This window comes from Bacteroides intestinalis DSM 17393, from assembly GCF_000172175.1.
GTDB lineage: Bacteria > Bacteroidota > Bacteroidia > Bacteroidales > Bacteroidaceae > Bacteroides > Bacteroides intestinalis.
The window spans coordinates 1,229,950-1,252,548 of the sequence record NZ_ABJL02000007.1; the positions used below are offsets into that span (position 1 = coordinate 1,229,950).

At 44.3% G+C, this 22,599-nt stretch carries 19 protein-coding genes and 1 rRNA gene; 11 read left to right on the forward strand and 9 right to left on the reverse strand.

Features of this window, described 5'->3' with window-relative positions:
• The first annotated feature begins 39 nt into the window (after nucleotides 1-39).
• From rrf to gpmA, 11 genes are all read left to right on the forward strand, one after another.
• Nucleotides 40-149 (forward strand): 5S ribosomal RNA (gene rrf, locus BACINT_RS08525).
• 306 nt (nucleotides 150-455) lie between these two features.
• Nucleotides 456-1,046 carry a hypothetical protein gene (locus tag BACINT_RS08530; protein ID WP_007662232.1) on the forward strand — a complete coding sequence of 197 codons (591 nt, stop codon included), beginning with the start codon at nucleotides 456-458 and terminating at the stop codon, nucleotides 1,044-1,046.
• Between the two features lie 11 nt (nucleotides 1,047-1,057).
• Nucleotides 1,058-1,900 carry a DUF2764 family protein gene (locus BACINT_RS08535; RefSeq protein WP_007662233.1) on the forward strand — a complete coding sequence of 281 codons (843 nt, stop codon included), beginning with the start codon at nucleotides 1,058-1,060 and terminating at the stop codon, nucleotides 1,898-1,900.
• 18 nt (nucleotides 1,901-1,918) lie between these two features.
• Nucleotides 1,919-3,673, forward strand: a complete 1,755-nt coding sequence (locus BACINT_RS08540; protein WP_007662234.1) for a V-type ATP synthase subunit A — start codon at nucleotides 1,919-1,921, stop codon at nucleotides 3,671-3,673.
• Nucleotides 3,674-3,684: 11 nt separating this feature from the next.
• Complete coding sequence (locus tag BACINT_RS08545) at nucleotides 3,685-5,013, forward strand: V-type ATP synthase subunit B (RefSeq protein ID WP_007662235.1); 1,329 nt, start codon at nucleotides 3,685-3,687, stop codon at nucleotides 5,011-5,013.
• Nucleotides 5,014-5,038: 25 nt separating this feature from the next.
• Entirely contained in the window at nucleotides 5,039-5,644 is a 606-nt protein-coding gene (locus BACINT_RS08550; protein ID WP_007213463.1) for a V-type ATP synthase subunit D, read from the forward strand.
• On the forward strand, nucleotides 5,641-7,446 hold the full coding sequence (locus BACINT_RS08555; protein ID WP_007662237.1) for a V-type ATP synthase subunit I: 1,806 nt from the start codon (nucleotides 5,641-5,643) through the stop codon (nucleotides 7,444-7,446). The genes BACINT_RS08550 and BACINT_RS08555 overlap by 4 nt, the downstream gene beginning before the upstream one ends.
• A 42-nt stretch (nucleotides 7,447-7,488) precedes the next feature.
• On the forward strand, nucleotides 7,489-7,953 hold the full coding sequence (locus tag BACINT_RS08560; RefSeq protein ID WP_007662239.1) for a V-type ATP synthase subunit K: 465 nt from the start codon (nucleotides 7,489-7,491) through the stop codon (nucleotides 7,951-7,953).
• Between the two features lie 316 nt (nucleotides 7,954-8,269).
• A complete protein-coding gene (locus BACINT_RS08565) occupies nucleotides 8,270-9,931 on the forward strand; it encodes a glycogen/starch synthase (protein WP_007662241.1) in 1,662 nt (553 codons plus the stop codon).
• A 37-nt stretch (nucleotides 9,932-9,968) separates the two neighbouring features.
• On the forward strand, nucleotides 9,969-12,533 hold the full coding sequence (locus BACINT_RS08570; RefSeq protein ID WP_007662243.1) for a glycosyltransferase family 1 protein: 2,565 nt from the start codon (nucleotides 9,969-9,971) through the stop codon (nucleotides 12,531-12,533).
• Between the two features lie 175 nt (nucleotides 12,534-12,708).
• Nucleotides 12,709-13,452 (forward strand): 2,3-diphosphoglycerate-dependent phosphoglycerate mutase, encoded by a 744-nt coding sequence (gpmA, locus tag BACINT_RS08575; RefSeq protein ID WP_007662246.1) that lies wholly within the window; start codon nucleotides 12,709-12,711, stop codon nucleotides 13,450-13,452.
• Between the two features lie 50 nt (nucleotides 13,453-13,502).
• Here the strand turns inward: gpmA and BACINT_RS08580 are convergent, their stop codons facing one another.
• The 9 genes from BACINT_RS08580 to BACINT_RS08620 form a co-directional block, all read right to left on the reverse strand.
• Complete coding sequence (locus tag BACINT_RS08580) at nucleotides 13,503-14,225, reverse strand: DUF6064 family protein (protein WP_007662247.1); 723 nt, start codon at nucleotides 14,223-14,225, stop codon at nucleotides 13,503-13,505.
• A gap of 31 nt (nucleotides 14,226-14,256) precedes the next feature.
• Nucleotides 14,257-14,751 carry a threonine/serine exporter family protein gene (locus BACINT_RS08585; protein ID WP_007662250.1) on the reverse strand — a complete coding sequence of 165 codons (495 nt, stop codon included), beginning with the start codon at nucleotides 14,749-14,751 and terminating at the stop codon, nucleotides 14,257-14,259.
• Entirely contained in the window at nucleotides 14,748-15,515 is a 768-nt protein-coding gene (locus BACINT_RS08590) for a threonine/serine exporter family protein (RefSeq protein ID WP_007662252.1), read from the reverse strand. Before BACINT_RS08590 ends, BACINT_RS08585 begins: the two co-directional genes overlap by 4 nt.
• A 166-nt stretch (nucleotides 15,516-15,681) precedes the next feature.
• On the reverse strand, nucleotides 15,682-16,191 hold the full coding sequence (gene nrdG, locus BACINT_RS08595; RefSeq protein WP_007662254.1) for an anaerobic ribonucleoside-triphosphate reductase activating protein: 510 nt from the start codon (nucleotides 16,189-16,191) through the stop codon (nucleotides 15,682-15,684).
• Between the two features lie 18 nt (nucleotides 16,192-16,209).
• A complete protein-coding gene (locus BACINT_RS08600; protein ID WP_007662261.1) occupies nucleotides 16,210-18,417 on the reverse strand; it encodes an anaerobic ribonucleoside triphosphate reductase in 2,208 nt (735 codons plus the stop codon).
• A gap of 305 nt (nucleotides 18,418-18,722) precedes the next feature.
• Nucleotides 18,723-19,817: a TlpA disulfide reductase family protein gene (locus tag BACINT_RS08605; RefSeq protein ID WP_007662263.1), complete on the reverse strand. Its 1,095-nt coding sequence runs from the start codon at nucleotides 19,815-19,817 to the stop codon at nucleotides 18,723-18,725.
• Nucleotides 19,818-19,940: 123 nt separating this feature from the next.
• A complete protein-coding gene (locus tag BACINT_RS08610; RefSeq protein WP_007662265.1) occupies nucleotides 19,941-20,471 on the reverse strand; it encodes a 30S ribosomal protein S16 in 531 nt (176 codons plus the stop codon).
• A 167-nt stretch (nucleotides 20,472-20,638) separates the two neighbouring features.
• The gene (locus BACINT_RS08615; RefSeq protein ID WP_007662267.1) at nucleotides 20,639-20,884 is read right to left on the reverse strand and encodes an RNA recognition motif domain-containing protein; all 246 of its coding nucleotides are present in this window, start codon (nucleotides 20,882-20,884) and stop codon (nucleotides 20,639-20,641) included.
• A gap of 229 nt (nucleotides 20,885-21,113) precedes the next feature.
• Nucleotides 21,114-22,421, reverse strand: coding sequence for a Na+/H+ antiporter NhaC family protein (locus BACINT_RS08620; protein WP_007662269.1), 1,308 nt, complete (start codon nucleotides 22,419-22,421; stop codon nucleotides 21,114-21,116).
• Nucleotides 22,422-22,599: the final 178 nt, after the last annotated feature.

Genomic DNA, 22,599 nt, shown 5'->3' on the forward strand with positions numbered 1-22,599 from the left:
AGTTTTCTGACTTTACTTTTTACATCGTGTCTGACTTATTCAGGTGACTATAGCATCAGGGTTCCACCTCTTCCCATTCCGAACAGAGAAGTTAAGCCTGATCACGCCGATGGTACTGCGTCAAGTGGGAGAGTAGGTAGTTGCCGTTTTTCAGGAAAGCCTCCATATCGAAAGATATGGGGGCTTTTTGTATTTGTAATGGTTGCTTTCAGTAGTTTTTTTTCCTCTTTGAACCCTCTATTTCCCTTTTTCAGCAAGCAATTTCTTTTTAGTTTGCAACTTCATTCTTATCTTTACGGAATAAAAATGGTATAAAAGGACTTTTTTTGAAAAATAGGGTGTTTTTATTCCGTTCTTTCTCTTTTTTATCTGAGGGATTTTAGTACTTTTGGGCTCAAATCTAATAAAAAGGGAAAAAATCGCAATTATATAATTATTAAAATTACTCCTGTTATATGGAAAACAAAATTCAAGAGTTGACTGATAAGATTTACCGCGAGGGGGTTGAAAAAGGTAACACCGAGGCCCAGAAACTTATCGCTAACGCTCAAGATGAAGCCAAGAAAATTGTAGAAGATGCTCGTAAAGAAGCTGAAGCAATTGTGGCTGCTTCTCGTAAGTCTGCCGATGAACTGGCAGAAAATACCAAGTCGGAATTAAAATTGTTCGCCGGTCAGGCAGTGAATGCCTTGAAGTCTGAAATTGCCACACTTGTGACGGATAAAATTGTCAATGTAGATGTGAAAGCATTTGCTGCCGATAAAGATTATCTGAATGCATTTATAGTTGCATTGGCTTCCAAGTGGAGTGTGAACGAGCCTATCGTGATTTCGACTGCTGATGCAGATGGCCTGAAAAAATACTTTGCTTCACAAGCAAAAGCGTTGCTGGATAAGGGAGTGAAGATAGAGCAAGTGAACGGTAACAAGACGTTGTTTACAGTCTCGCCTGCCGATGGTTCGTATAAGGTAAACTTCGGTGAAGAAGAATTTATGAATTACTTCAAAGAATTCCTGCGTCCGCAGTTAGTGGAAATGCTGTTCTAAAACCACAGGATATGAGTAAATACTATTACTACTTGGTAGCTGGTTTGCCCGAACTCACATTGGAGGACAGTAAGCTGAGTTATACGGTAGCTGATTTCAAAGCGGAACTGTATCCGGATTTGTCTGACGAAGATAAGAAACTGATTGATTTGTTCTATCTGAAGTTTGACAATGCGAACGTTCTGAAATTACTAAAGGACAAGGACGCTGCCATTGATCTGCGCGGAAATTATTCTGCAGAAGAATTGGTAGAGTTTATCTCGTCTCTGAAAGAGGGTGATGAGATAGCTGATGCCGTGTTCCCTTCCTATCTCTCCACTTTTATTTTCGAATATTTCAATGCTACTGCTGAGGACGATTTTCTGTATGAAGACCGTCTGGCTGCGCTTTATTATGAATATGCAATGAAGTGCAAAAATAAGTTCGTGTCTTCATGGTTTGCGTTTAATCTGACGATGAACAATATACTGGTGGCACTGACTGCCCGGAAATTCAAGATGGATATCGCTCCGCTGATAGTAGGTGATACGGAAGTGTGCGAGGCTTTGCGTACATCCGGTGCTCGTGATTTCGGACTGACGGGGGAAGTGGATTTCCTGGATCAGTTAGTTAAGATCAGCGAAACCGAAGAGCTGGTGGAACGAGAGAAGAAAATAGACCAGTTGCGTTGGAATTGGATGGAAGAAGCTACTTTTTTCAATTATTTCACTGTGGAACGTTTGTTCGTTTTTCTGTTGCAACTGGAAATGATAGAACGGTGGATTTCTTTGGATAAAGAAAAAGGCAACCAATTGTTCCGCAGCATCATAGCAACGTTGAAGGACGAGGTGCAGATACCTGCAGAATTCAGATAAAATAAATAACATAATTATATGGCAACAAAAGGAACTGTTAGTGGCGTTATCGCCAACATGGTAACCCTCGTCGTTGACGGCCCGGTGGCACAGAACGAGATTTGCTACATCTCGACCGGAGGCGACCGGCTGATGGCGGAGGTGATTAAGGTGGTAGGTACCCATGTGTACGTGCAGGTGTTTGAAAGCACCCGCGGACTGAAAGTAGGGGCTGAAGCCGAATTTACCGGACACATGCTTGAGGTGACATTAGGCCCGGGTATGCTTTCGAAAAACTATGACGGTCTGCAAAATGACCTTGATAAGATGGATGGAGTCTTCCTGAAACGTGGACAATATACGTATCCGCTGGATAAAGGAAGCAGATGGCATTTTGTGCCTCTGGTGAAAGTAGGGGATAAAGTGGAAGCGGCTGCCTGGCTGGGACAAGTGGACGAAAACTTCCAACCGCTGAAAATCATGGTACCTTTCACCCAGAAAGGCGTATGTACCGTGAAGTCCATCGTAGACGAAGGTGAATACAGCATCGAAGATATTGTAGCTGTACTAACTGACGAAGAAGGAAATGACATTCATGTGAACATGATACAGAAATGGCCGGTGAAACGCGCCATGACAAATTATAAAGAAAAACCGCGTCCCTTTAAACTGCTGGAAACGGGTGTACGTGTAATCGATACTGTGAATCCTATTGTAGAAGGTGGTACGGGATTTATCCCCGGTCCTTTCGGTACTGGAAAGACGGTACTTCAGCATGCCATCTCCAAACAGGCGGAAGCGGATATTGTAATCATCGCTGCCTGTGGTGAGCGTGCCAATGAGGTTGTGGAAATCTTTACGGAGTTTCCGGAACTGGTTGACCCGCATACCGGACGTAAGTTGATGGAGCGTACAATCATTATCGCCAATACTTCGAACATGCCCGTAGCTGCTCGTGAAGCATCTGTGTATACGGCTATGACGATTGCGGAATATTACCGAAGCATGGGCCTGAAGGTATTGCTGATGGCTGACTCCACTTCCCGCTGGGCACAGGCATTGCGCGAAATGTCCAACCGTATGGAAGAGTTGCCTGGACCTGATGCATTCCCGATGGACTTGTCTTCTATCATCTCCAACTTCTACGGACGTGCCGGATATGTGGTGCTGGGTAACGGTGAAACGGGATCTATTACCTTTATCGGTACAGTATCTCCTGCCGGTGGTAACCTGAAAGAGCCTGTAACGGAAAATACGAAGAAAGTAGCCCGTTGTTTCTATGCTCTTGAACAGGACCGCGCCGACAAGAAACGTTATCCTGCCGTGAATCCGATTGATTCTTATTCTAAATACATCGAATATCCTGAATTTGAGGAATATATCAAAACTCATATCAATGGTGAATGGATTGGTAAGGTGAACGAAATCAAAAACCGCCTGCAACGTGGTAAAGAGATTGCCGAACAGATCAACATCCTGGGTGATGACGGTGTTCCTGTAGAATATCATGTAACATTCTGGAAGTCAGAGTTGATTGACTTCGTAATCCTGCAACAGGATGCTTTCGACGAAATTGATGCTGTAACACCGATGGAACGTCAGGAGGATATCCTGAATATGATCATTGACATCTGTCATACGGAATTTGAATTCGATAACTTTAATGAGGTAATGGATTACTTCAAGAAGATGATTAATGTTTGTAAGCAGATGAACTATTCGAAGTTCAAGTCTGAAGAATATGAAGGATTCCGTAAACAGTTGCAGGAACTGATTGAAGAACGTAAAGCATAAAAAAGAATAAGATGGCAACAAAAGCATTTCAAAAAATATATACCAAGGTCACTCAGATTACGAAAGCTACCTGCTCGCTGAAAGCAACAGGGGTAGGGTATGACGAGTTGGCTACCGTAAACGGCAAGCTCGCCCAGGTGGTGAAGATTGCCGGTGACGATGTGACTCTGCAGGTATTCGAGGGTACGGAAGGTATCCCCACCAATGCGGAGATAGTATTCCTGGGCAAGTCGCCTACGCTGAAAGTGAGCGAACAGCTTGCAGGGCGTTTCTTCAACGCTTTCGGTGATCCGATTGACGGAGGTCCGTCCATCGAAGGCCAGGAAGTGGAGATCGGTGGCCCGTCTGTGAACCCGGTACGTCGTAAACAACCGTCGGAACTGATTGCAACAGGTATTGCAGGTATCGACTTGAACAATACGCTGGTATCCGGACAGAAAATTCCATTCTTTGCGGACCCCGACCAGCCGTTTAACCAGGTAATGGCGAATGTAGCACTTCGTGCCGAGACAGATAAGATTATTCTGGGTGGTATGGGTATGACGAATGATGACTACCTGTACTTTAAGAATGTGTTCTCCAATGCCGGTGCGCTCGACCGTATCGTCAGCTTCATGAATACAACGGAGAATCCTCCGGTAGAACGTTTGCTGATTCCGGACATGGCATTGACGGCGGCAGAATATTTCGCTGTGAACAATGATGAAAAGGTACTGGTGCTGTTGACCGATATGACTTCTTATGCCGATGCCTTGGCTATCGTATCCAACCGTATGGACCAGATTCCTTCTAAGGACTCTATGCCGGGTTCTCTTTATTCGGATTTGGCTAAGATCTATGAGAAGGCTGTGCAGTTCCCGAGTGGCGGTTCCATTACCATTATCGCGGTAACTACATTGTCCGGTGGCGACATTACGCATGCTGTGCCTGATAATACGGGTTACATTACGGAAGGTCAGTTATTCCTGCGTCGTGATACGGATATCGGTAAGGTTATCGTTGACCCATTCCGTTCACTGTCCCGTCTGAAACAGCTCGTTACAGGTAAGAAGACCCGTAAGGATCATCCGCAGGTGATGAATGCTGCTGTACGTCTGTACGCCGATGCTGCCAATGCCAAGACGAAGTTGGAGAACGGTTTCGACCTGACGAACTATGACGAACGTACCCTTGCATTTGCCAAGGATTACTCCAACCAACTGCTGGCTATTGATGTGAACCTCGATACGACAGAAATGCTCGATGTGGCCTGGAGCCTGTTCGGCAAGTATTTCCGTCCGGAAGAAGTGAATATCAAGAAAGAATTGGTTGACGAGTTCTGGCCAAAAGCAAATAACTAATCACTAACAACTAATCACTAATAAAGTGGCTATAAAGTTTCAATATAATAAAACTTCCCTCCAGCAGTTGGAAAAGCAACTGAAAGTGCGGGTACGTACACTCCCTATTATTAAGAATAAGGAGAGCGCACTACGCATGGAAGTGAAGCGCTGCAAATCAGAAGCTGCCGCGCTGGATGAGAAGTTGGAACGGGAAATCCAGGCCTATGAAGCGATGTTCGCCCTTTGGAATGAGTTTGATTCCTCATTGATAAAGGTGAGCGATGTACATCTCGGCGTGAAAAAGATTGCTGGTGTACGGGTGCCGCTGCTCGAAAACGTTGATTTCGAAATACGCCCCTACAGCCTGTTCAATGCTCCCAAATGGTATGCCGACGGCATACATTTGCTCAAGGTGTTGGCACAGACGGCTATCGAGCGGGAGTTTATCGTCGCCAAACTGGGCTTGCTGGAACATGCGCGTAAGAAGACTACCCAAAAGGTAAACCTCTTTGAGAAAGTGCAGATTCCAGGCTATCAGGATGCTCTGCGAAAGATCAAGCGCTTCATGGAAGACGAGGAGAACCTCTCTAAGTCATCGCAGAAAATCATGAAATCCCATCAAGAGAGTAGGAAGGAGGCAGAAGCATGATTACAAAAATGAAGAAGCTCACGTTCCTTGTATATCATAAGGAGTACGAAGCATTTCTGAACGGAGTGCGCGAACTTGGAGTAGTGCACGTAGCCGAAAAGCAGCAGGGCGTAGCTGATAACGCAGAATTACAGGATAGCATCCGGCTTTCCTCACGTCTGCAAGCGACACTGAAAATGCTGCATGGCTTGAGCGAAGCGAAGGAACCTACACCTGCTTCTGCTGCCCGTGGACTGGAAGTTCTGGACGAAGTAGATGTGCTGCAAAGTGAAAAGGCGAAGCTGCAACAACAGTTGCAGAACTATCAGAAGGAGAGAGCCGCCCTGGAACCATGGGGTGATTTTGAGCCCGAAAGCCTTAGTAAACTGCACGATGCCGGTTTCACGGTGAACTTCTACAGTTGTTCGGAGGGTAGCTATGACGAGACTTGGGAAGAGATTTATAATGCGATGATTATCAATCGTGTATCCTCACGTATCTATTTCATTACTATAACTAAAAATGTAGTGGAAGTGGATTTGGATGCAGAACAGATAAAGTTGCCTTCTTACTCGTTGACCCGTATGCAGATACTTTGCCAGGAGACTGAACAGGCTTTGGCAGACAATGACCAGAAGTTGACGGTACTTGCCGGAAAAGAACAACCTTCATTGCAGGCTGCACTGAAAGAGGTGAACACTGAAATAGAGTTCTCCAAAGTTATGCTGAATACGGAGGCTACGGCAGGAGAGAAATTGATGTTACTACAAGGTTGGGCACCGGCTTCCAAAGAAAAGGAAATCGCTGCATGGCTGGATGAACAGCATATTTATTATGAAATAACGAATCCGACACCGGAAGATAATGTACCTATTCAGTTGAACAACAAAGGTTTCTTTGCATGGTTTGAACCGATATGCAGGCTCTATATGCTTCCGAAATACAGTGAGTTGGACTTGACACCGTTTTTTGCACCGTTCTTTATGGTGTTCTTCGGACTGTGTCTGGGTGACTCCGGTTACGGGTTGTTCCTGTTCCTTGCTGCTACGTTGTACCGTATGTTTGCCAAGAACATCAGTGCTACGATGAAGCCGATTCTTTCATTGGTGCAGATATTGGCTGCCTCTACATTCTTCTGTGGAATGCTGACAGGTACGTTCTTCGGGGTAAGTCTCTATGACATCAATATACCTTTCCTACAGTATATGAAGGAGCATTTGTTCATGGACAACAATGCCATGTTCCAGCTCTCATTGATATTGGGTGTGATACAGATTCTCTTCGGTATGATACTGAAAGCTGTGAATCAGGCGATACAGTTTGGCTTCAAGTATGCCGTGGCTACGATTGGTTGGATCATACTGCTGGTATCCTGCGGAGTAGGAGCCTTATTGCCCGAAATCATGCCGCTGGGCGGAACGGTACATCTGTGTATCCTCGGTGTGGCTGCTGCCATGATATTCCTCTTCAATAGTCCCGGTAAGAACGTGTTCCTGAACATCGGGCTGGGATTGTGGGATTCTTACAATATGGCTACAGGCTTACTTGGCGACGTGCTTTCGTACGTTCGTTTGTTTGCCCTCGGTCTGTCGGGAGGTATCCTTGCAGGAGTATTCAATAGTCTGGCTGTGGGTATGAGCCCCGACAATGTGATTGCCGGACCGATTGTGATGGTGCTGATATTCGTTATCGGACATGCGATCAATATGTTTATGAATGTACTGGGTGCGATGGTTCACCCTATGCGTCTGACCTTTGTGGAGTTTTTCAAGAATTCCGGTTACGAAGGTGGCGGAAAAGAATATAAGCCATTCAAAAAATAACAATTATAGAATTAAAAATTAAAACAATAAAAACGTAAGATTATGGAAATGAATTTATTGATTGCCTACATCGGCATCGCAGTAATGATTGGTTTGTCTGGCATCGGTAGTGCCTATGGAGTGACGATTGCCGGTAACGCAGCTATCGGCGCTTTAAAGAAGAACGACGGTGCATTCGGTAACTTCCTCGTATTGACCGCACTTCCCGGTACACAGGGTTTGTATGGTTTTGCCGGTTACTTTATGTTCCAGACTATTTTCGGTATCCTTACTCCTGAAATGACAGGTATCCAGGCTGCCGCTATCCTCGGTGCAGGTATCGCATTGGGATTGGTTGCTTTGTTCTCAGCTATCCGCCAGGGACAGGTTTGTGCGAATGGTATTGCAGCTATCGGACAAGGTCACGATGTATTCAGCAACACGCTGATCCTCGCTGTATTCCCGGAACTTTACGCTATTGTTGCTTTGGCTGCAACATTCTTGATCGGTAGCGCATTGGTTGCATAAGAATCTATTTCTGAATAATTTGCTGACCCGGGGTTGCCTTTTTGATGTCAACTCCGGGTTAATTGTTTCCGGATGCCACACTTGAATAAGGTAAATGTCACACCTCGGCAAGTGAAATGCCACACTTTGTATGTCGCGAAGTGTGGCATTTACCTTATTCAAGTGTGGCATTTGAAACGATAGTCAGTCCATCTAACTATTTTTCGCAAACGATTGTTTATGCATATTTCATTAGTTTTTTCGATTAATAGGCTATTTTTCAAAGAATAATGTGTAATTTTGCAGCCGGTATTAAGTAATAGAGATTAAAAGTAATATGACTAAAGAGCTGTTAACCCCCGACTACATCTTCGAGTCAAGCTGGGAAGTATGTAACAAGGTTGGAGGTATCTATACGGTTTTGTCCACGCGAGCAAATACCTTGCAGGCAAGATTTCATGATAGATTGTTTTTCATAGGACCTGATTTTTGGCAGGGGAAAGAGAACCCTTTGTTTATCGAGTCCGATAACCTTTGTGCAGCATGGAAAAAGCATGCATTTACAAAAGATAACCTTTCCGTCCGCATAGGGCGCTGGAACATTCCGGGCAATCCGATCGTTATATTGGTTGATTTCCAACCGTTTTTCGCGCAGAAGAATGAAATTTATACAGAGATGTGGAACCACTATCAGGTGGATTCGCTACATGCATACGGTGATTATGATGAAGCATCTATGTTTTCGTATGCTGCCGGAAAGGTGGTAGAGAGTTTCTATCGCTATAACCTGACGGAAACGGATAAGGTGGTTTATCAGGCTCATGAGTGGATGACCGGTATGGGGGCCCTCTACCTGCAGATTGCCGTTCCTGAAATCGCAACGATCTTTACCACGCATGCCACGTCTATCGGACGTTCCATTGCGGGTAACAATAAACCTCTGTACGACTATCTCTTTGCCTATAACGGCGATCAGATGGCGGGAGAGCTCAACATGCAGTCCAAACACTCCATTGAAAAACAAACTGCACATTATGTAGACTGTTTTACGACTGTGAGCGAAATCACGAATAATGAGTGTAAGGAATTGCTCGATAAGCCTGCCGACGTAGTGCTTATGAACGGTTTCGAGGATGATTTTGTGCCGAAGGGTGCTACATTTACCGGAAAGCGTAAACGTGCGAGATCTACTATGTTGCGCGTTGCCAATTGCTTGATGGGTACGGATATGGGAGATGATACATTGATTATCGGTACCAGTGGCCGTTATGAATTCAAGAACAAGGGCATTGATGTCTTCCTTGAATCGCTGAACCGGCTGAACCGCGATAAGAACCTGAAGAAGAATGTATTGGCTTTCATCAACGTGCCAGGTTGGGTAGGCGATGCCCGTGAAGACTTGCAACAACGTCTTAAGAGCAAGGAGAAATTCACTACTCCGCTGGAAGTACCTTTGATTACCCACTGGCTGCATAACATGACGCACGATCAGGTGCTGGATATGTTGAAGTACATGGGCATGAGTAATCATCCTGAGGATAAGGTGAAGATTATTTTTGTTCCCTGCTATCTTGATGGAAAAGATGGCATTATAAACAAGCAATATTATGATTTGATACTGGGAGAAGACCTCAGTGTCTACCCTTCATATTATGAACCTTGGGGATATACCCCGTTGGAAAGTGTTGCTTTCCATGTTCCGACCATCACGACCGATCTGGCTGGATTCGGACTTTGGGTAAACAGCCTGAAAAATCAGCATGGCATCGATGATGGAGTAGAGGTACTTCACCGTTCGGATTATAACTATTCCGAAGTGGCTGATGGCATCAAGGACACCATTTCCGCATTCTCAGGAAAGACGGATGCAGAAGTGAAAAACATTCGCAAGCGTGCTGCCCAAGTGGCTGAGCAGGCTTTGTGGAAGCATTTTATCGAATATTATTATGAGGCCTACGATTTCGCCCTTCGTCGTGCGATGGAGCGTCAGCTGGGTTAAATAGAAATAGAATATTAATCAATCAAGTTATCATACAATGAAGATTAAAGTTAGTAATGTAAACACTCCGAACTGGAAAGATGTGAATGTGAGATCTCATATTCCTGCTGAGTTGGAGAAATTGTCTGAACTGGCACACAACATTTGGTGGTCTTGGAACTACGAAGCTACTGAACTGTTTAGAGATCTTGACCCCGCTCTGTGGAAAGAAGTTGGTCATAACCCTGTACTCTTGTTAGAAAGAATGAGTTATGCTAAGCTCGAAGCACTTGCAAACGACAAAGTTATTCTGAAAAGAATGAATGATGTGTATTCTAAGTTTAGAGCATATATGGATGTAGAATCTGATAAAAAACGTCCTTCCATTGCTTATTTCAGCATGGAGTACGGTTTGAACCAGGTACTTAAGATATATTCAGGTGGTTTGGGCGTTCTTGCCGGCGACTACCTGAAAGAGGCTTCTGATAGCAATGTAGACCTTTGCGCAGTCGGTTTTCTGTATCGTTACGGTTACTTTACACAGACTCTCTCTATGGATGGTCAGCAGATTGCCAACTACGAAGCTCAGAACTTCGGTCAGTTGCCTATCGAGCGCGTGATGGATGAGAATGGTAATCAGGTGATTGTGGATGTTCCTTATTTGGATTATTTCGTTCATGCGTTTGTATGGCGTGTGAATGTAGGACGTATCTCTCTCTATCTGCTGGATACGGACAATGAAATGAATAGTGAATTCGACCGTCCTATCACTCACCAGCTTTATGGCGGTGACTGGGAAAACCGTCTGAAACAAGAAATTCTGCTCGGTATCGGTGGCATCTTGACACTGAAGAAGCTGGGTATTAAGAAAGATGTTTATCATTGCAACGAAGGACACGCAGCATTGATCAATGTTCAGCGTATCTGTGACTATGTAGCCGAAGGTTTGTCTTACGATCAAGCTATCGAACTGGTGCGTGCATCTTCTCTGTATACTGTACATACTCCGGTTCCTGCCGGTCACGACTACTTTGACGAAGGTCTTTTCGGCAAATATATGGGCGGTTATCCTGCCAAGATGGGTATCAGTTGGGATGACCTGATGGATCTCGGTCGTAATAATCCGGGTGATAAAGGCGAGCGTTTCTGTATGTCAGTTTTCGCTTGCAACACTTCACAGGAAGTGAACGGCGTAAGCTGGTTGCACGGAAAAGTTTCTCAGGAGATGTTCTCTTCTATCTGGAAAGGCTATTTCCCCGAAGAAATGCATGTGGGGTATGTTACCAACGGTGTACACTTCCCGACATGGAGCGCTACTGAATGGAAGCATCTCTATGCTGCTAATTTTGACGAGAACTTCTTGAATGATCAGTCTAACCCGAAAATTTGGGAAGCTATCTACAATGTGCCCGATGAAAAAATCTGGGAAACACGTATGGCTTTGAAGAACAAGTTGATCGACTATGTTCGTAAGCAATACCGTGAAACCTGGTTGAAGAATCAGGGTGATCCTTCACGTATCGTTTCGTTGATGGATAAGATCAACCCGAATGCATTGCTGATCGGTTTCGGTCGCCGTTTTGCTACTTACAAACGTGCTCACTTGCTGTTCACTGACCTTGACCGTCTGGCTAAGATTGTGAACAACCCTGACTATCCGGTACAGTTCCTGTTCACCGGTAAGGCTCACCCGCATGACGGAGCCGGTCAAGGTCTGATCAAGAGAATTATCGAAATCTCCCGTCGTCCGGAATTCCTGGGTAAGATTATTTTCCTGGAAAACTATGATATGCAGCTGGCTCGCCGTCTGGTATCCGGTGTGGATATCTGGTTGAATACTCCGACTCGTCCGCTCGAAGCATCCGGTACTTCCGGTGAGAAAGCGTTGATGAACGGTGTTGTAAATTTCTCCGTACTCGACGGTTGGTGGTTGGAAGGCTACCGCGAAGGTGCAGGTTGGGCGTTGACAGAAAAGCGTACTTACCAGAACCAGGATCATCAGGATCAGCTCGATGCAGCTACTATCTACAGCATCCTTGAAACTGAGATCCTGCCGTTGTACTATGCACGCAACAAGAAAGGATACTCTGAAGGTTGGGTGAAGACTATCAAGAATTCTATTGCACAGATTGCACCTCACTATACAATGAAGCGTCAGTTGGACGACTATTATAGCAAGTTCTACAATAAGTTGGCTAAACGTTTCAGCGCACTGTCTGCTAATGACAATGCCAAAGCTAAGGAAATTGCTGCTTGGAAAGAAGAAGTGGTTTCTAAGTGGGACAGCATCGAGGTCGTATCTTATGACAAGTGTGAAGAATTGCTGCAGGCTACCATCGAAAGCGGTAAGGAATATACCATTACTTACGTTATTGATGAGAAGGGCTTGAACGATGCAATCGGTCTGGAACTGGTAACTACTTACACTGCCGGTGACGGTAAACAACACGTTTACTCTGTTGAGCCGTTCAGCGTAGTGAAGAAAGAGGGTAACCTCTATACCTTCCAGGTAAAACATAAATTAGAGAACGCAGGTAGCTTCAAGGTATCCTACCGTATGTTCCCGAAAAACTCTGATCTGCCTCACCGTCAGGATTTCTGTTACGTTCGCTGGTTCGTGTAAGAGTTTAATATACCAACATACTGAAGCTGCTTGCGGGAGGTTGTCAAACCTCTTGCAAGCAGCTTTTGTTTTGTGTAGTCTCCGAGGGATATGCACAGAGCGGGGAAATTCTCCTGTTGAACAAGTTCCGATAGATACGTGTTTTACTTATACGACTAATAAAATAAAAATTCGTATGAAGAAAATTGTATTGCTCCGCCACGGTGAGAGCGCATGGAATAAAGAGAATCGTTTCACAGGTTGGACCGATGTGGATTTAACAGAAAAAGGTATTGCCGAAGCTAAGAAGGCAGGAGAGTTATTGGTAGATAATGACTTCCTGTTTGATAAGGCCTATACTTCCTACCTGAAACGTGCAGTAAAGACGTTGGATGTGGTGCTGGACCGTATGGATCAGGACTGGATACCGGTAGAAAAATCTTGGCGTCTGAACGAGAAGCACTACGGGCAGCTCCAAGGGCTGAATAAGGCGGAGACTGCTGAAAAATATGGTGAAGAACAGGTGTTAGTCTGGCGTCGCAGCTACGATGTAGCTCCACATGCATTGGCTGAAGATGATCCCCGTAATCCACGTTTTGAGGTTCGATACAATGAAGTGCCCGATGCCGAATTGCCTCGTACAGAGTCGCTGAAAGATACAATAGAACGCATTATGCCTTATTGGAAATGTGTGATTTTCCCGAATCTGAAGACTGCAGATGAACTACTTGTAGTAGCGCACGGCAACAGTTTGCGAGGAATTATCAAACACCTGAAAGGTATCTCCGATGAAGATATTGTAAAGCTGAATCTGCCGACTGCTGTGCCTTATGTATTCGAATTCGATGACGACCTGAATTTGACGAAGGATTATTTTCTGGGAGATCCGGAGGAGATAAAGAAGTTGATGGAAGCGGTGGCGAACCAAGGAAAGAAATGATTGAAGATAAAAAGAGGAATGATGAACGCCCTTCATCATTCCTCTTTTTATTATCCTGCCAGCTCGTGAAATATCGTAATACTCAGAAATATTCCGATTGCTAAGCAAAGTGCTATTAATATCCAGTTGGTATATTTGGCACTTGGTTTTGTTTCCTTATGCAGATTCTGGTCGAAGTAGTTCTTGAAGAAGAGATAGATGGCAGGTACGGTTGCACTGGCCAATAATAAATCTTCCGGAATTTTGTAGACGTAAACCTTGGAGAAAGCAATGAGTGCCCAGTGACAAAGGAAAAGGATCACCAATAGATTGACCTTACGGGAAAACGCCAACAACAATCCGATAGTGAATACGGCTACGGAACAGGGCATGACACAGGTAGTCATCATCGGGAATTCCATGCCCCGTGCCCATGAGAGGAGAGGGTAAAGGAACGGCATGGCATACAATATGTAAGTCAGCTTGTCATATTTGTGGTAACGCTCAAACGGAGTATAGTTCGTAATGAGATCCCATAGCCAGATAAGTGCGATTATGCCCCAGAATATGGCAAGTATATAATTGTAATTCCGGTCACCACAATAAATCATGTAGTAGACGATAGAAATCCAGCTATTTAAAAACACCATATATCCCTTCATCAGCCGCTTGACTAGTAGTGTCGGTTTCTGATAGAGAAGTATGGTCAGCAAGATGCCTACAACGGTTATAACGATCTGGGCTATCCAGGTTCCTTCATTATATTGTGCGATTGTTTTCCAAAAAACTTCCATACGCAATCTTTTAATTTTTAATTTTCAACTTTTATTTTTTCTCGTGTCTTGTCATGGAGAAGGCCCGTTTGATGAACAGGAACAACGGTATAGTAGCGCCCACTGCCAACATGAAGATAACACTACAGGTAATGATTGAATTCGTAAATAAGTCAATCAGATACTTTTCCTGTAATTCGGGCACTTTCAGGTTCTGCATGAACATGATGAGCGAGAATACTATTTTGTAGGCATACATACCCGGAATCATTGGCAACAGTGCAGGGATATATAGCACAGTCATAGGGCAATAGATGCGTTTTCCCAGAACCAAACTTCCCATACCGATACTGAAAGAAGCACATAGGGACGCAGTAGCAATATCCACTCCCAGATACGTCATCAGGCAGAAGCGCAGGGCATGACCGATGGCGGCAAGCAAAGCAATGGAAGGGAAAGCACGCAAAGGAGGATCTGAAATCGCTCCGAAACCGATAGCGGCGACAGCGGCGAATATGCCGTCTGTAAGTATATCAACAAGCATCATAATAAACTATTTCTAATTAACATAAGAGTACAGGAAAGTCCTACAGAAATACATAGTACCAGCAATAAAGCCTGAATAAGGCGGGTGCATCCGGTGAGTACGTGCCCTTCTACAATGTCGATAACACCATTCAGCAGAGGTACTCCGGGTACCAGGTAAAGAACGCTTGTAGCGATGGCAATTTCGGCGGTGGTTTCCAGTGTCAAAGCTGAAGAAGCAACCATGGAAGCGATGAATGCAGAGACTATGAAAACAAGGTAATGGTTGATTTTCTTTTTCTGCATAATTTGTTTGACGTAGAAACCTATGAGAGTGGCAGAGAATACAATGAGACGTGCAGTCCAGTCGCCACCGAACAAGGCGCAGAATGATGCATTGGCAAATCCCACCAGGAACAGTGTGCAAAGTGGGTCCATTTTGGGGCGTGCAATGATTTTCTCGTATTTTTCCCACAGGGTGTCGAGAGGCAGATGATTGTCATAAGCTTCCCAGCTGAGTGCACTCAGTTCGGCATTCAGCTCAAAACTGATGGGAAAAGCGGGGATGATGGCTACTTCATTATAAACTTCAGTGCTGTCGATGTCGCATACGCTTACTACCATAGTCTTTTGAAAAAGGCTCATTTTCACGTCTACATCCAGTGACTTTCCGATGCGGCGAGTGTTTCGTATCACGCGCGAGGTGTGTACACCGGAACCCATAAGACGATTGGCATACTCCAGTAAAAACCGGGTAATTTCTTTTAATTCGTTTGGCGAATTCATATTATAAAAATGTTATCCTACTATTATACCTATTCTTGAAAAGCGCCGCAAAGGTACGGCTTTTTGAGAAAACAAAAAAGTGATACAAGGTATAATTACGGGAATTTTTGAGAAGGTGGGCAGGGAAGGAGATGCATCAGAAGCATCTCCTTATGTTTGCTGAATATTAAGCGATACGAGGGACAGGGTTATAGTTGTAGGCCACTACCTCTTCTGTCCGCAGTGAAGCCTGTACGTCGATCAGGCGTTGGTTTTTACTTCCGCGGAAGCACAGGCTTTCATCCCGCAGTTCTTGTTTGAATTTTCCATCCACCAGTACATCGATGTATTGCAATAGTTTGGCCTGTAGAGGATTGCGCAGCAGAGTTTCAAATGTATATCCGGTATAACACCATATATTTTTACCGCTTTTTTCCTTAATGGCGCATGCCAGTTTTGCAAATCCTTCCGGCTGGTACATCGGGTCTCCGCCACTGAATGTTACATCTGCAAAGTCGTCGGCAAGTACTTTTTCCAATATTTCGTCTGTTGACATCCAATGCCCCCGGTCGATATCCCAGGATTCAGGATTGTGACAGCCCGGGCATCTGTTCGGACATCCGGCAGCATAAATGGAGGTCCGGAAGCCCGGACCATCCACTGTGGTATCTTCTATAATATCAAGAATGGAAAGCATGATTCAATTAAAAATTACTTAGTTATGAATGACACGGTCGTTCAGCTCCGCCAATTTAGCGTTGTTCCATCGGTCGGTAGTACCTACCAGATAACCGGTGATACGCTGTAATTTATCGATGTGGGTGCTTCCGCATTTAGGGCAAGCTTCCAGATTCGGAGTTGAATTTTCGTAGCCGCATTCCAGGCAACGGTTACGGTTATGGTTTACTGAACCGTATCCGATGTTATACTGATCCATCATATCCACTACACGCATGATAACTTCGGGGTTATGTGTTGCATCACCGTCTATTTCTACATAGAAGATGTGTCCGCCACGTGTCAGATCGTGATACGGAGCTTCCACTTCAGCTTTATGACGGGCACTGCACTTATAATATACGGGTACATGATTGGAGTTCGTATAATAATCCCGGTCTGTAATGCCTGGCAATACCCCGAATTTCTTACGGTCGGCACCTGTGAACTTACCTGATAAGCCTTCGGCAGGCGTGGCCAGCACACTGTAGTTATGGTGATACTGTTCGGAGAACTGGTTGGCACGATCGCGCATATAGGTTACTATCTTCACTCCCAGTTTTTGTGATTCTTCCGATTCTCCATGATGTTTTCCTGTAAGGGCTACCAGGCATTCTGCCAGACCGATGAAACCGATACCCAGTGTTCCCTGATTGATGACAGAAGCAATCGTATCGTTAGGTTTCAGCTTTTCGCTACCCACCCATAAAGCAGACATTAACAGCGGAAATTGCTTGGCAAATGCTGTTTTCTGGAATTCCATGCGTTCGTGGAGTTGGCGGGCTGTAACTTCGAGCATTGCATCCAGTTTGGCGAAGAATTTGGCTATACGCAATTCTTCGTCTTCTATCTTCATGCATTCGATGCCCAGGCGTACGATGTTGATGGTGGAGAAAGAAATATTTCCGCGTCCGATGGATGTTTTCGGTCCGAAACGGTTTTCGAATACACGTGTGCGGCATCCCATGGTTGCCACTTCGTGCTGATAACGCTGAGGATCGTTTGCTTTCCATTCTTCACTTTGGTTGAATGTAGCGTCCAGGTTCAGGAAGTTCGGGAAGAAACGGCGTGCGGTTACTTTGCAAGCAAGTTGGTAAAGATCATAGTTGCGGTCTTCCGGCAGATAACTTACGCCACGTTTCTTTTTCCATATCTGGATAGGGAAGATGGCAGTCTCGCCATTGCCTACGCCCTGATAGGTGCTTTTCAGTAACTCGCGGATGATGCAACGTCCCTCGGCTGATGTATCTGTGCCGTAGTTGATAGAGCTGAATACGACTTGATTGCCGCCGCGTGAGTGAATGGTATTCATATTATGAATGAATGCTTCCATGGACTGGTGTACACGTGCTACAGTTTTGTTGATGGCATGTTGTACAATGCGTTTTTCGTCGGACAGGCCATCCAACGGCTGTTGCAGGTAGTCTGTAAGTTCCTTCTGATAAAGATGTGAATAATCCTTTCCGTTCAGTTCTTCCAGATTCTTGATTTCTTCGATGTAGCTGTTGCGTACATAAGGTGCCAGATAAAAATCGAATGCAGGAATAGCCTGGCCACCATGCATTTCATTCTGGGCAGTTTCCAGTGAGATACATCCCAGGATACTTGCTGTTTCGATGCGTTTGGCAGGACGTGATTCGCCATGTCCGGCAGAAAAGCCACAGGACAAAATGCGGTCCAGCGGGTGTTGAACGCATGTCAGACTTTTGGTAGGGTAGTAGTCCTTATCATGAATATGCAGATAATTGTTGTGTACAGCTTCCAGTACCTCGTCGCTCAACAAATAGTCGTCTACAAACGGTTTGGTGGTTTCACTGGCAAACTTCATCATCATGCCCGCCGGAGTATCGGCGTTCATATTGGCATTTTCCCGTGTCACATCGTTGGACTTGATCTCTATAATCTCCAGAAACATATCACGCGTCTTGGCTTTGCGGGCAATGCTACGCTGGTTGCGGTAAGCAATATACTTTTGTGCCACATCTTTCCGGCTACTTTTCATCAGCTCCATTTCTACTGCATCCTGAATGGCTTCCACCGTCATTTGTGCACTTCCCTTAAAGGATATGTGATCTGTGATCTGGCGTATCAATTGCAGGTCTTCACCTTTGTCCGTGTGTAACATTGCTTTACGGATTGCAGTTACTATTTTCTCTTCATTAAAGCCGACTACTCGTCCGTCTCTTTTGATTACAGTCTGTATCATGGTCTCATTTTTATTACTTTGTTATCCATTTGAATTGGGAGTACAAAGGTATAAACTTATCTGAAAGTTTTTATTTTTGGAAAACTTTTGTGTCTATAAAATATGTTAATCGACTGATAATCAATCGTTGTTGGAAGGGAAATGGGAAACTTTTTATTTTGTAGGTCTTTTAAAAGTTGTTCGAAATGGAAAACCCTATGTAGTAAGTAGATACAAAAAATCTCGCCTGCTACACATACGTGTAACAGGCGAGGTTATACTATAAAAATAATCTTGAATAGGGATTATTCTTTCCCGTACGAAAATTATTTCAAAACTTCTGCCAATTTTGTTTGCAACTCTTCACCGTGCAATCCGCGTGCGATGATAGTTCCTTCACCGTCGATCAATACAGTGTGAGGAATGCTGCTTACTGCATACAACTGAGCGCCTTCGCAATTCCAGTATTTCAGGTCAGACATTTGCGGCCAAGTGATGTTCAGCTTCTCGATAGCATCTTTCCATGCTTCGCCACTTTGATCCAAAGATACACCTACGATTTCGAAACCTTTGTTCTTGTATTGAGCATAAGCTTCTACCAGGTTCGGCATTTCGCGACGGCAAGGACCACACCAGCTTGCCCAAAAGTCGATGAGTACCACTTTGCCTTTACCTACATAGTCAGACAGTTTCACCGGTTTTCCATCAGGAGTTGCCATTTCGAAATCTGTGAACTTCTGGCCTACAGCAGTAGCTTTCATCTTTTCTACGTTTCCTTTGATCTTGATGATTACTTCATCGTTAGCAAATTCAGCGGGAATTTGCGGCATCAACGGATCCAGTTCGTCTACTTCAAGGTAGTAGTAGTTATTCTTCAGCAAATGAACGCCCACCAGGTTAGTGATATTCTTAGCAATACCTGCCTTAGTGATTTCCATTGACTTTTCTTGCAGATCGTTCATTTCCTTCATTTTGGCTTCACGCTGCTCGTCAGTCAGTGTAGTATCTGACATGGATTCATATATAGTCATCATTTGCTTGTTCAGATCATTCAGTTGAGCTCTGATTTCCTGATAAGCATCGTTGCTCGGCGTACCGGTAGCAGAGTCATTATCGCGGGTCAAATTGATCTTGATATTACCGTTTTCAAGGAAGAAGTCCATCAGGATACCTTCTTTTCCTGCCGGTCTGTAGGTTACGTAACGGTTTGCAGCAGTATCTTGTACGCCTTTAAAGGTGAATGTACCTTTGGTGATTACTGCGGAGTCTACTTTTACAAGATTTCTTCCGTCTACTTTTTGCAAAAATACAGTGTCGCCGTCAGCTCCACCCTCTACGGTTCCGGTTACCACGTAACCTTTGTTTCCGCTACAGGCAGCAACGATAGCAGCCACAGCGAGCAGATAGATAAATTTTTTCATTGCTTTTATTATTAAGTAAAAATATATGGCTACAAAGATAGTCAATAAAAAATCCCCTCCGGCATAACCGGAGAGGATTTTATAGTTTTAATCCCATTTTTTGTAATCGTACTGTGCTTACTATTATTCAGCAGCAGCTTCAGCAGCGGGAGCTTCTTCAGCAGGAGCTTCGGCGGCAGCTTTTTCTGCTTCTTCAGCAGCTTTCTTTTCAGCCAATGCTTTTGCTTTTTCAGCGTTTACTTTCTTTTCAGCTTCCAGACGTGCTTTTGCTTCAGCTTTCTTAGCTTCTTCGTCTTTAGCTTTCAAAGCAGCCAGACCGCTTTGTTTGTTGTTCTTCCAAGCTTCGAATTTAGCTTCTGCTTCAGCTTCACCAAATGCACCCTTGGTAACACCACCCATGAGGTGTTTTTTCATGTAAACGCCTTCGCGTGACAAGATGTTACGAACAGTGTCAGTCGGTTGTGCACCTTTCATAACCCAGTCAAGTGCGCGGTCGAACTTCAAATCTACTGTGGCAGGATTGGTGTTCGGATTGTACGTACCAATCTTCTCAATAAATTTACCATCACGTGGTGCTCTTACATCTGCAATAACGATAGAGTAGAAAGCGTAGCTCTTACGTCCATGTCTTTGCAATCTGATTTTTGTTGCCATTTTAAATAATGTTTTAAATAAATGATTTGAATTATGCTACTATCTCGTAATAGCGGCTGCAAAGGTATGGTTTTTATTTTGATTGACAAAGAGTTCCTAACAAAAAAAGGATGGATTTCATCAGAAACCCATCCTTCTTTTTTAATAACGTATTATCGTGAGAATAATTAATTCTTCGGTAATGCTTCTTTAACTACCATCGGACGGCCTGCGTATTCTGCACCGTTCAATGCATTGATAGCGTTAGATGCTTCTGAAGAATCCGGCATTTCGATGAATGCGAATCCTTTAGATCTTCTTGTTTCACGGTCAGTGATGATTCTTACTGAGTCTACTGTTCCGTACTCTTCCATAACTTCTCTTAAATCTGATTCTTTAACCCTGTAATTCAGGTTACCTACATACAAATTCATAAATCTAAATAAAATAATAAATTAATAATTCAATAAACAAAGTTTTTGGAAGTTGTTAGGTCAGAGATGGAAATACTCAATACAGAGGAAATACATACGTGAAATAATCAAATCAAATAAACTTCTTTATTGTTCGGGCACAAAGTAACGCATTCTATTTCAATAATGCATCATCTTTTACCATATTTTTTTGCGATAATTTCATTTTTTGCCGAATATGGGCGAATATTTACGAATATCGTTTCGGATATCTCACTAATATTGCCAATAATGCACAAATTCCCATTGTAAACGGATAGTACAAGCTGCCGATGATACTGATGGGAGAGATGCCTGCCAATCCGGCGGCAATGAGTAGTTGCGCACCATAAGGAATGATGCCTTGCACCAGGCAGGAGAATGTGTCCAGGATGCTGGCTGTCTTCCGGCGATCCAGGTGGAAACGTTGGGCAATGTCTTTGGCTATCGGTCCGGTGGTAATAATGGCGATGGTGTTGTTTGCCGTACAGAGGTTGGCGATGCTGACAAGTGCGGCGATGCTCAGTTCCGCTCCTCGTTTGCCTTTTACATGGCGCGTCAGGCGGGAGATAATGAAGTCGATTCCGCCATTGTAGCGGATCGTTTCCAGCATACCGCCGGCAAGCAGGGTGATGATAATCAGTTCACCCATTCCTGTGATGCCGGTTCCCATGGAGCCGAACCAATCGAAGAAAGCTGTACTCAGGTCTGTTTCGCTTGTGAAAATACCGATGATACCTGTACTCAGTATACCTAAAAGCAGGACTAACATTACATTCACCCCTGCCACTGCTGTGCCCAGCACGATGAGGTAGGGGATAACCTTTATCCATTCTATCTCTTGTGTTTGTGCAGGAGCTGTGATGGATAATCCCTGGAATATATAGATGCAGAGCACAATCAGTGCTGCCGGGACCACAATCATGAAATTTACGCGAAATTTGTCCCGCATCACACAATCCTGTGTCTTGGTGGAAGCTATGGTGGTGTCCGAAATAAACGAAAGATTATCTCCGAAGAATGAACCGCCCACTACAATGGCAACCATATATGGCAGGTCGATGCCGGTCTTTTCCGCTAATCCGATGGCTACAGGGGTGAGGGCTACAATTGTTCCCACACTGGTGCCTATGGAAAGTGAGATGAAACATGCGGCTATAAAAATACCTGCCAGTAGCAGGTTATCCGGCAGAATACTCAGGGTGAGGTTTACTGTGGCGTCGATTGCTCCCATTTGTTTGGCGCTTTGGGCAAAGGCTCCGGCAAGAATGAATATCCATATCATCAATATGATATTCTTGTTGCTGGCTCCCACGGAGAATTGATACACTCGTTTTTCCAGGCTCAGTCCGCGCGTCAGTGCAATGGCATAGCAGGATGACAGAAGAAATGCGACTGTAATGGGTACCTTATAGAAATCATTTACAATCAGTGACGTCACTAGGTAAAAACATAAAAATACTGCCAGCGGGCTTAGTGCCCACCATCCACCCTTTCGTTTATTTGTTGTATCTGTCATCTTACTATATATTTATGAATAAAGTGTGATAAAGGAATAGAGTGATAAGGTGGTAAGGTGATAGAGTGATAAGGTTATAATGTAATAGGGCGATAAAGTAGCTGCGCTATATATCACAGGGCATTATCCCCCTATCACCTTACTCCCTACCACCTTATCACCTTACCACTCTCTTATT